The 10,424-nt window shown below is 61.7% G+C and carries 8 protein-coding genes; 6 read left to right on the plus strand and 2 right to left on the minus strand.

Translation table 11 applies throughout. The features are described from left to right. Position 1: 1 nt before the first annotated feature. The 3 genes from C5L12_RS17920 to C5L12_RS17930 all read left to right on the plus strand — a co-directional run bounded on the left by C5L12_RS17920 (position 2) and on the right by C5L12_RS17930 (position 6,709). Positions 2 to 4,393 (plus strand): strawberry notch family protein, encoded by a 4,392-nt coding sequence (locus C5L12_RS17920; protein WP_105373406.1) that lies wholly within the window; start codon positions 2 to 4, stop codon positions 4,391 to 4,393. 12 nt (positions 4,394 to 4,405) lie between these two features. Continuing rightward, on the plus strand, positions 4,406 to 5,443 hold the full coding sequence (locus C5L12_RS17925; protein ID WP_105373407.1) for a DUF7146 domain-containing protein: 1,038 nt from the start codon (positions 4,406 to 4,408) through the stop codon (positions 5,441 to 5,443). Between the two features lie 324 nt (positions 5,444 to 5,767). Continuing rightward, positions 5,768 to 6,709 carry a DUF2493 domain-containing protein gene (locus C5L12_RS17930; protein WP_105373408.1) on the plus strand — a complete coding sequence of 314 codons (942 nt, stop codon included), beginning with the start codon at positions 5,768 to 5,770 and terminating at the stop codon, positions 6,707 to 6,709. A gap of 61 nt (positions 6,710 to 6,770) precedes the next feature. Here the strand turns inward: C5L12_RS17930 and C5L12_RS17935 are convergent, their stop codons facing one another. Continuing rightward, a complete protein-coding gene (locus C5L12_RS17935; protein WP_105373409.1) occupies positions 6,771 to 8,162 on the minus strand; it encodes an IS1182 family transposase in 1,392 nt (463 codons plus the stop codon). Positions 8,163 to 8,263: 101 nt separating this feature from the next. Further along, the gene (locus tag C5L12_RS17940; RefSeq protein ID WP_105373426.1) at positions 8,264 to 8,878 is read right to left on the minus strand and encodes a plasmid pRiA4b ORF-3 family protein; all 615 of its coding nucleotides are present in this window, start codon (positions 8,876 to 8,878) and stop codon (positions 8,264 to 8,266) included. A 69-nt stretch (positions 8,879 to 8,947) separates the two neighbouring features. On the opposite strand from C5L12_RS17940, the gene C5L12_RS29085 reads away from it, so the two are divergent. Genes C5L12_RS29085 through C5L12_RS17950 form a run of 3 tightly spaced genes read left to right on the plus strand, consistent with a single transcriptional unit; the run spans position 8,948 to position 9,736 of the window. Then, positions 8,948 to 9,070, plus strand: a complete 123-nt coding sequence (locus tag C5L12_RS29085; protein WP_280952533.1) for a hypothetical protein — start codon at positions 8,948 to 8,950, stop codon at positions 9,068 to 9,070. Then, positions 9,067 to 9,327 (plus strand): type II toxin-antitoxin system Phd/YefM family antitoxin, encoded by a 261-nt coding sequence (locus C5L12_RS17945; protein ID WP_105373410.1) that lies wholly within the window; start codon positions 9,067 to 9,069, stop codon positions 9,325 to 9,327. Before C5L12_RS29085 ends, C5L12_RS17945 begins: the two co-directional genes overlap by 4 nt. Then, positions 9,317 to 9,736 carry a hypothetical protein gene (locus tag C5L12_RS17950; protein ID WP_105373411.1) on the plus strand — a complete coding sequence of 140 codons (420 nt, stop codon included), beginning with the start codon at positions 9,317 to 9,319 and terminating at the stop codon, positions 9,734 to 9,736. The genes C5L12_RS17945 and C5L12_RS17950 overlap by 11 nt, the downstream gene beginning before the upstream one ends. Positions 9,737 to 10,424 lie beyond the last annotated feature (688 nt).

The following is a 10,424-nucleotide window of genomic DNA, read 5'->3' on the forward strand; positions in this document are numbered from 1 at the left end:
GATGAATATCATCTCGCATCCTCAAAACGTTTCCATCACCCCACGTCCTGATGTCAAAAGCGGCGCGGGAGCGCTTATGGATGTTGCCGCTCAGATCACCGCAATCCTCGAGCGAGGTAAAGCGGTCGGCGCCGCTGACCTGCGCACTCTGATGACCGACACCTTCGGCGGCAGTGACGCCGAAGGCGCCTGGCTGTGGAAAGACGCCTATGAGGCGGCTGAAGCAGCCCTGGTCCTGTTCCTGCGCAAGTTCGGGCCAGCGATCGTTTCCGGCGCCCATTCGCCCCAATCGACACTCGCGATGCTAACGAAAGTGGCGAACCTCCTGCCGACCCATACACGAAGATCTGAGGAGAGCCAGGCCCTGCAGCAATTCTCGACACCGATCCCGCTTGCCTATGTCGCATCTCGTGCTGCAGGCATCACGCCTGCGGACACGGTTCTCGAGCCGTCGGCTGGAACCGGCCTTATGGCGATCTTCGCGGAACTCGCGGGCGGGCGCCTTGCGCTCAACGAATACGCGGCCGTTCGGAAATCGCTGTTGCAGCAGCTCTTCTCTGGCGTTTCGATATCGCAGCACGACGCCGCGCATATCGACGATTATCTCGATCGCTCCGTTCGACCGAGCGTCGTTTTGATGAACCCGCCGTTCTCCGCTGGCGTCCATGTCGAAGGCCGCGTCGCCGACGCGGCGTGGCGGCATCTGACTTCCGCCTTCGCTCGCTTGGTCCCCGGCGGTCGGCTGGTCGTGATCACCGGCGCAGGTCTTTCTCCCGATAATCTCGTCTGGCGCGAAGCCTTTGTTCGGCTGCAAGAGCAGGGAACACTTCTGTTCACCGCAGCGGTCAACGGCGATATCTACGCTCGCCATGGCACCACAATGGAAACGCGGCTCATAGTCATCGACAAGATTCCGGCCCACGATCCCTCGAAGCTCGCAACGTCGAGCGGGACTGCGCCGGATCTGGAAACTCTACTGACCTGGATCGGCGGCCTTCCAAAGCGTGCGCCCATGACGATGCCGAGTTCCCGTGGAGCACCCCGCAGCGGTATCCTGCACGCGGAGAGAATGCGTCCAGCAGCAAGCGCCACGTCGCATCGCCCTGCGGAGGGAGGACGGCCGAGGCCTGCAGCAACGGTGCGTCCCATACCTGTCGATGATGAGATCATCGAACTCTCCTATGAGCTGCGAGACGCTCAGCCCAAAGACGAGACCAATGCCGCTGACGGCATATACGAGGCCTACCGGCTGCAATCGATCCACATACCCAATGCAAAACCGCATCCCGACAGGCTGGTCGAATCCGTTGCCATGGCATCGGTCGCGCCGCCGAAGCCGAGTTATCGCCCCCACCTGCCGAAGCGCGTCACCACCAGCGGGGATCTATCCGACGCCCAGCTTGAAAGCGTTATTTATGCCGGGGAAGCCCATTCCGGCTATCTCGCCGGACACTGGAGCGTCGATGCCTCCTTTGACAATCTCAAGGCGGTCGCATCGGATGCAGAACTTGCTGCCCGCTTCCGTCGCGGCTGGTTTCTCGGCGACGGAACTGGGGCCGGCAAGGGCCGCCAGGCCGCCGGCATCATTTTGGACAACTGGCTGAAAGGCCGCCGACGCCACGTCTGGATTTCAAAATCCGACAAGCTGATCGAGGATGCCCAGCGCGACTGGAGCGCGTTGGGCCAAGAAAAGCTGCTGGTGACGCCGCTGTCGCGTTTCCGGCAGGGAAAGCCGATCAAGCTGGAGGAGGGCATCCTCTTCACCACCTTTGCGACGCTGCGCAGCGACGAGCGCGAGGGCAAGCGATCGCGCGTGCAGCAGATCGTCGACTGGCTTGGAAGCGATTTTGACGGCGTTATCATCTTCGATGAAGGCCACGCCATGGCCAATGCGGCCGGCGGCAAGACCGAGCGCGGCGATAAGGCGGCGTCACAACAGGGCAGGGCAGGGCTCCGCCTGCAACGAGCCCTTCCGGACGCCCGCGTCGTCTACGTCTCGGCAACCGGCGCATCGGAAGTGGAGTCGCTGGCCTATGCGGAGCGCCTCGGCCTTTGGGGCAGCAGCGACTTTCCCTTCCCGACCCGTTCCGAATTCATCGCGGCGATCGAGGATGGCGGTGTGGCGGCGATGGAAGTGCTCGCCCGCGACCTCAAGGCCATGGGGCTTTATGCCTCGCGTTCGCTCTCTTTCGAAGGCGTCGAGTACGAGATCCTCGAACACGAGCTGACCGAGGAACAGGTCCGCATCTACGACGCCTATGCCGAGGCCTTCCAGGTCATCCACAACCATCTCGACGCTGCCATGGAGGCCTCGGGTATCACCGGGAAGTCCGGGACGCTCAACAAAAACGCCAAGGCGGCCGCCCGCTCGGCCTTCGAAAGCTCGAAGCAGCGGTTCTTCAACCATCTTCTCACCTCGATGAAGACGCCGGCCCTCCTCAAAGCGATCGCCGCAGATTTGAACGAAGGTCATGCTGCCATCGTCCAGCTCGTCTCGACGGGAGCGGCGCTGACAGAGCGCCGGCTGGCGCAGATCCCGACCGAGGAATGGGGCGATTTGCAGGTCGACGTAACGCCGCGGGAATATGTCATCGATTACCTCATGCACTCCTTCCCGGTACAGCTCTTCGAGGAATTCTCCGACGCCGAGGGCAATCTGAGTTCCCGGCCGGTTCACGATGCGGATGGCAATCCTGTCATCTGCCGGGAGGCCGAACGGCGTCGCGACGAACTCGTCGAGACGCTGGGCAGCCTGCCGGCCATCCAGACGGCCCTCGATCAGATCGTCCAGTATTTCGGCATCAGCAAGGTCGCCGAGATCACCGGCCGCTCCCGCCGCATCATTCGCCGGGAGGACAGCAGCTCCATCGCGCGCTACGCCGTGCAGAGCCGGCCGGGCAGCGCCAATCTCGATGAGGCCCGCGCCTTCATGGATGACGAGAAGGGCATTCTCGTCTTCAGCGACGCCGGCGGAACCGGCAGATCCTACCACGCGGATCTTGCCGCCAAAAATCAGCGGCTGCGTCTTCATAACCTCCTGGAAGCGGGCTGGCGCGCCGACGTGGCGATCCAGGGTCTCGGCCGCAGCCATCGCACCAATCAGAAACAGCCGCCCCGGTTTCGGATGATCGCCACCAATGTCAAGGCGGAGCGACGTTTCCTCTCGACCATTGCCCGACGTCTCGACACGCTCGGCGCCATCACCCGCGGTCAGCGCCAGACCGGCGGGCAGGGCATGTTCCGGTCCGAAGACAATCTCGAATCCCAATATGCCCGCGACGCGTTGCGGCAATTCTACGGGTTGTTGCATGCCGGCAGGATCGAAGGCTGCTCGCTGGAGACTTTCGAAAGCATCACCGGCCTGTCTTTGACCTCGGAGGAGGGCGGACTGAAGGATGAGCTGCCGCCGATCCGGACCTTCCTCAATCGCATGCTGGCACTGACGATCGCAATGCAGAACGTGCTGTTCGAGGCCTTCGAGCAGCTGTTGGCCGCCCGCATCGAGGGTGCGATTGCCGCCGGCATCTATGACAAGGGCCTGGAGACGATCACCGCCGATAGCATGACGGTCACCGACCGCCGGCTGATCTATACGCATCCGGTCACCGGCGCGCAGTCGCACTTGCTGACCATCGAGCGCCGGGATCGCAATGCACCAATGTTGCTCTATGATGTGCGGGCTCTGGTCGGTCAGGATTCCCGCGCCAAGCTGATGATCAACGGCAAGTCAGGCCGGCCCGCTGTGATGGTGCCGACCCGCTCGATCATGCTGGACGACGGCTCCATTCAGCCGCGCGTGTCGCTGATCCGGCCGATGGACGAGCTCCGCTTCGAAGTCCGGCAGCTCGAAGAGACCAACTGGGAGGAGGCTGACGAACAAGCGTTCGCCCTCGCGTGGAATAACGAGGTCGCGGCCGTGCCGGAATTCGAGACGTCGACGATGCACATCGTCAGCGGGTTGTTGCTGCCGATCTGGAAACTCCTACCCCAGGATTTCTGCCGGGTGCGGCGGCTGCAGACCGATGACGGCGAGCGGATCGTCGGCCGGGTCATCGCCCCGGACAGACTCGCCGGCCTTTGCCGCAATTTCGGGATTGATCAGACCGACGTGCTGAGCGCCGACCAGGCCTGGGCATCGCTGCTCGACGGATCCTCCATCGTCGCGCTTGCCGGCGACATGACGCTGCGTCGCGTGCGTGTCATGAACGACTACCGCGTCGAGCTCATCGGCTTTACCGACGGCATGCGCGACTGGCTGCGATCGATCGGTCTGTTCTCCGAGATGATCAACTGGAAGCTGCGTTTCTTCGTCCCTGGCACAGATGAGGGTGCGGAGATCCTGGCGAAGCTGATGCAGCGTCATCGCCTTGTCGATGTCGCGCGCCGGTCATGACGGAGGTCTCTCATGCTTTCCGCCTCCGATCTGGCAGGCCGTCTCGCGCAGGACGCGGAGGCGGTCTGCCGGCGCTATCTCTCCGCCGGCCGCCGCGCCGGCAATTACTGGATCGTCGGCGATGTCGGCAACAACAAGGGACGGTCGCTCTATGTCCATCTGACTGGTCCCCGCGCCGGCCGATGGACGGATGCAGCGACCGGTCAGTTTGGCGATCTGCTCGATCTCCTCCGGGAGACCTGCGGCCTTGTCGATTTCCGGGACGTCGCAGACGAGGCGCGCCACTTCCTCAGCCTGCCTCGACAGGAGCCTGGGTCCATTCGCAGAACCGACGCCGAAAATTCTTCACCGGTTGAACGGCCGGCGTCTGAGCGGGCCAGGCGTCTGTTTCGGATGACACAGCCGCTGTCGGGAACGCTTGCCGACGCCTATCTCCGCGAGCGCGGTATCCTGAAGGCATCCACCCATGCGGCGCTCCGTTTCCACCCGTCCTGTTACTACCGCGATCTCGTCAATGGCCACACCACAAGCTATCCGGCCCTGATTGCCGCGGTGACCGACGCTTCCGGCGCGATAACCGGTGTGCATCGCAGCTGGCTCGATCCCGACGGCGCTGGCAAGGCCAAGGTAGACGATCCCCGTCGCGCGCTTGGCGGTCTTCTCGGCAATGCCGTCCGCTTTCGATTTCCGACCAACGATCTTGTGCCGGTCATCGCGGCAGGGGAGGGCCTCGAAACCATGCTGTCGCTATCGCATGTGATGCCCGACATGCCGATGGTCGCCGCTTTGACGGCCAATCATCTCGCGGCCTTCAACTTTCCGCCTGGATGCCGGCGCCTCTACATCGCCGCCGATGCGGATGCCGCCGGCCGGCACGGGATCGCGGGATTGAGCCGCAGGGCACAGGAAAGCGGGATCCTGCCGCTGGTTCTGTCGCCGGAGCTCGGCGACTTCAATGAGGATCTGCGCTGGCTGGGTTCCGACCGACTGACGGCGAGCCTTCGGGCTCAGCTGGTCCCTGAAGACGCGATGGCATGTCTGCCCGCATGAGGGCGGCGGGGCAGGGCAGGGGCGGAGCCGGCGAGGGCGGGAGGACGGTCCGCGGTGCCGGCTCCCCGAGTGGGCGCGCCCGCGGGCCTGCCGAGAGGCGACCCTTATCACGCGGGCCTCCGGCCTTCAGCGGGTCGGTCGGGTTTCTTCCCCCTGCCAGACCGCGGTCGCGGTCCGTCATTCCTCGCGGACTAAGAAACCCGCCCTCCGCCGCTCGGCGCTTCGCTGGGCCGCGGCGCTTCGCTTGCGGTTCCGGCCTCGGCCCGCATGACCGGGTTCGCCGTCAGGCCGCGAGAGGCGCGGCCCAAACCGACGGAGACCACCATGGACCTGATCCTTCACCCCGACGACGGCTTTGAGCTCCACCACGCATCCTCCCCGACCGACCGCTTCATCTACGAGATGCAGATCTTCGGCTATCGTCCCTTCCAGGACGAGCCCGATCCGCGGCCATTGCCGGAGGAACCGCAGGTCCAGTCCTCGATCACCACGATCTTCGAAGCGTTCGCCGAGATGCTCGGTGACACCCGCCTCGAGCCAGATCTCGAAGACCTGTTCTGGTCGATCCCCAATCTCTTCCATCGCGCCGGAGAGCGCATCCAGCGCGAACTCGATCGCAACGAGGAGGCGCAGCGCACCGGCCAGCGCGAGCAGGACGGCTCGGAGGTGAAGAGCGTCGAACTCGAACGCCTCATCGCCGAAGGCATCACGCTCCTGGAGCGCAGAAATAGCTTCGAGTTCATGCGCGACTATGCGGCCGATCTGTTCGAGGCGCAGACGGGTTCGTCCTGGCGGCCGCGCACCGGCTCAAAGGTCAACCACACCAATATGACGGCGGCGATGATCGATAGCCGGGATTTCCTATCCGCCCGTCGCCGGGCCGAGACCGAGGTGCTGATCCCAGCCGGCACCAAGATCGCCTTCTCCGGCGGGATAGACTATAACGATCATGAGCGGATCTGGGCCAAGCTCGATCAGGCGCATGCCAAGCATCCCGACATGGTGCTGCTGCACGGAGGCTCGCCGAAAGGCGCCGAACGGATCGCCGCCTGCTGGGCTGTCGCCCGCAAGGTGACGCAGATCGCCTTCAAGCCGAACTGGACCAAACATGCCAAGGCCGCGCCGTTCCGCCGTAATGACGATATGCTGTCGGTCATGCCCGCCGGATTGATCGTTTTTCCCGGAAACGGGATCACCGGCAATCTCGCCGACAAGGCGCGTCGGCTCGGCATCCCGGTCTGGCAGGCATCAGTAGACGGCGCGTGACAGGCTGTGTCAAAACGCAAGCGTCTCTAAGGTGAGACGCAGGGGTGAAGGCGCGTTCGGTTCACACCGGTCGCGCCTTCAGATTGATGCAGCGCATCAGGTTGAACGCCATCACTGATAGGGCCATTTCGGTGCTGGTCCCCTTGATGCCTCTGGTCAAAAACCGTCCGGTCATCATTCGTTTTATCGTTCCGAATGGATGCTCCGCAGCGCATCTTCGCAAACGCATCAGGTCAGGACTTGCAGCCACGCGCTCCGCCATCCGCTCAAGAGCATCTTCATGCTGATGCCTGCTAACCCAACGCCGTTCGGACTGTGTGTACCTCGACTTTAGCTCGCAATCCGTGCAATCCCGCGAGACATAAGTATAGCCGCTGCGGTTCACAGGGCCTTTTCGGTGCAGGATTCGACCGGCGGGGCAGGTGAACTGATCGCGCTCGGCGTCATAAATAAAGCTGGAGCGATCGAATTGATTGCCGTCACCTCGATTGTTGACGGAACGCTTCACCGGGACACAAGCGATTATGCTGTCATCCTCGCAGGCGGCCGCCGCGTTGCCGTTTGAGTATCCGGTATCGGCGACCACAGTCAGCTCTTCCAACGCCAGCAAATCCTTTGCGGCTTTCGCCATGGGATGTAGCATCCGCTGATCATTGACCTCATCGGTAACGGTGTGATGCAACACGATCCCCGTATCAGCATCCACCGCGATCTGCACATTGTATGATGGAGGTTTGCCGCCCCGACCGAAGCCCATTGGGCGCGCCTCCGGCTCGCCCTGCACCACAAGGCGACGGTCGTCCTGATCCAGTCGTTTCGACAACCGCTCCAGCTCAGCACGTCGCTCCTTCAAAACATGCAGAGCATTTTCGACGGTGTTTCCAGGATCGGTGATTTCCCTGCTATCCTCGCCGTCAAGACGGTCGAGATAATCAGAGATCTGCTTGTCGAGTTTCTCTTGCTCTTCGCCGATGCGCGCCTTGTCGAGTACACGCAACGGACTTGCCGCCGCACCCACCTTCGAACCGTCGATCGCGACAAGGCGAGCTGTAAAAAGCCCTTGCTCACGGCAGAATAGGACGAACGCCCGGCAGGTTGCGATGATTGCATCGCCATTGACGCGGCGGAAATCGGCAATCGTCTTGTGGTCCGGAACCAACTTGCCTACCAGCCACATGACTTCGACGTTTCGCTTGCATTCACGCTCGATACGGCGGAAGGAGCGAACTTCGTTCAGATACGCGTAGAGATATAGTTTGAGCAGATCGCTCGGATCGTAGCCTGGTCGACCTGTCGGTGCAGGAGTTGCCCGTTGGAAGCCGAGGGCTGAAACATCAAGGTTCTCAACGAATGCATCGATGACACGTACCGGGGAATCCACCTCGACATAGTCATCGACCGTCGTTGGCAGCAATGTTGCCTGACACCGATCAATCCCCACGATATATGCCATGTTCACCCCCGGTTCGGATGGAAATCATAGCAAAATCTGAACGATAGCCGCTCAATAATCTGCATCTCGCCGCCTTGCGGCATGATTTTTACCGGCGTCGGTCAGTCGCGCTTGGGCTTGGGTTGATGCAGCCGACGCTTCACGTTCGGCCGCAGGGCGTTGCGTACATCCTTGTCGGCCACGGCGAGATCAAACCATGCGGGATCGAAATGCCCGCCACACCACCGTTTGGTATCGGCATGTTCGGGGTCCGCTTTGTCCGACATGATTTCCAGGAAACGCTCGTATCCAGGCACGCCACCCACATCTTCGGGCGGCCTGGCCCGCGCCCCATCGATGCAGCTCCCGTGCTTGGGTGTGACATCGAAGGCCCCGAATTCCTCGACTATGATCGTATGGCGCCAGCTATCGCCGAAGTCATAGAGATAACTGAAGACGGCACCCTGTTCGAAGTCGCGAAGACGGACGTCTCGGGAGCTGAAGACACGAGGGTGGTCGTCAAAGGCATCTTCGGTCAACAACTCCACATCGCCGTAGCGCAATCCACCGATCCGAAACTCGTGAAGGTGGTAATTCCACCAATTGAAAGCCGCCTGGACGGCAAGATGCAGTTGTTCGAGGTTCCAGTTCGCCGGCAAAACCAGCCGACGCCAGACCTCCGGCTCGATCTCATCCAGCGAAACGTGGATCTGCGCTGCGTTGATAGCTTTGAACATGCCGTAAATGAACAGGCGGATCAAAAAAGATCAAGCCAAAGCCATTGGCCTATTTGCAGGAAACGCCATGTGGAGAAACCGCATGGCGTTTTGACACAGCCTGGTGAGCGCCGTTTTCCTCAAAAGATGAAAAATATGGAAAACATGGCAAAATTGGATTATATGGAAACCGTACCGGAGACCAAACCATGAAGCAGTTCACGACGGGCGACTTGAACAAACAAATCGGCGATATCACCGACGCGGCGAGCCGCGAGCCGGTGATGCTCACCCGGCACAAGAAGCCGCGTTTCGTGCTGATGAGCTACGAACACTATGAGCGCATGCGGACCGGCGGCGATCCCCGCCGTGCCTATCATATCTCCGAAATGCCCGCCGAGCATGCGGAGCTGTTCGACGAGGCGATCGATCGGCTGGCGCGCGGCGAAGGCTACGACGATGAGCCATGAATTCCGCCCCGGCGAAGTCATCTCCTATCCTTACCTTTGGGCCTGGCAACAGCAGCGCGGCGAGACCGAAGGCCGCAAGCAGCGCCCCGTCTGCGTCGTCATCGCCATCCGAAGTGCCGCCGACGGCAACACACATCTGGCTCTTCTCGCCATTACCACCCAACCGCCGCAGACGGGTCGGGTTGCGCTGGAGATTCCCGAAATCGAGCGCAAGCGTGCGGGCTTAAGCGATCTCAAGCAGTGCTGGATCATGGCCGACGAGTACAATTACGATATCGTCGAACGCTCCTGGTATATCGAGCCTGATCAGGACATCCTCGGCCGCTTCAGCAAATCCTTCATGGTGAAGATCGCCAGACTGTTTGCCGAGGCGCGTGGCCGAACCGGGCGGGTCAACAGGCTCGATTGAGGCGGCAAATCGAAGCGGTCATCGTCCGGGACATCTCCGGCGATCGGATCGTCGGCGCAATGCCGACTTGTTTCGGCAGGTTTCCCTTTCCTGATCATTACCGGCGTGGGAGCGATGCCTGGAAGTCAAACCGGTCTTGTGATCTCACCGCACCCGAGGTGCAGTCGCGCCATAGCACACGGCAATTCAGGCACCACACCGACCGAAGCGATCTCTGATAATGACGATGGGACTGAAACGGTGCTTATCGCTTGCGCCGCGTCCACCTGGTTGAAGGCCAGCATTCGTTGTCCCGAACGCCACCGACGCAAGCGACGAGCGCGGCACTCGTCGGGTCCGCAAAGGTAGCCAAGGCGAGGTCTCCTGCCGACGTCGCAATCAACGACCATTCCCGTTCTCTATGTCGCCTTTCTAAGGGACTGGCCGCCATCAGCGTCAACCCCGCAAGGGGGTTCCCCTCCGCTTAAGCTTCGGTGACGCCTGCGGCGCGGCCCCTTCTTCGGGCGCCATCGGGAATGGTCCCGATGCAACGAAGGAGGTGGCATGAAAGAGGCCACGTCCATGGAGAGAACGGATCTCTGAGATGCAGATGATCTTAGGACAGTCACGCTTTGCGCCGTTTGGCTTACCTTTCCTGGGTTTTCGCGAACTCAGTGAAGGAGAGCAAAGCGTGACTGCACCTTATGAT

The organism is Neorhizobium huautlense (genome assembly GCF_002968575.1).
GTDB lineage: Bacteria > Pseudomonadota > Alphaproteobacteria > Rhizobiales > Rhizobiaceae > Neorhizobium > Neorhizobium huautlense.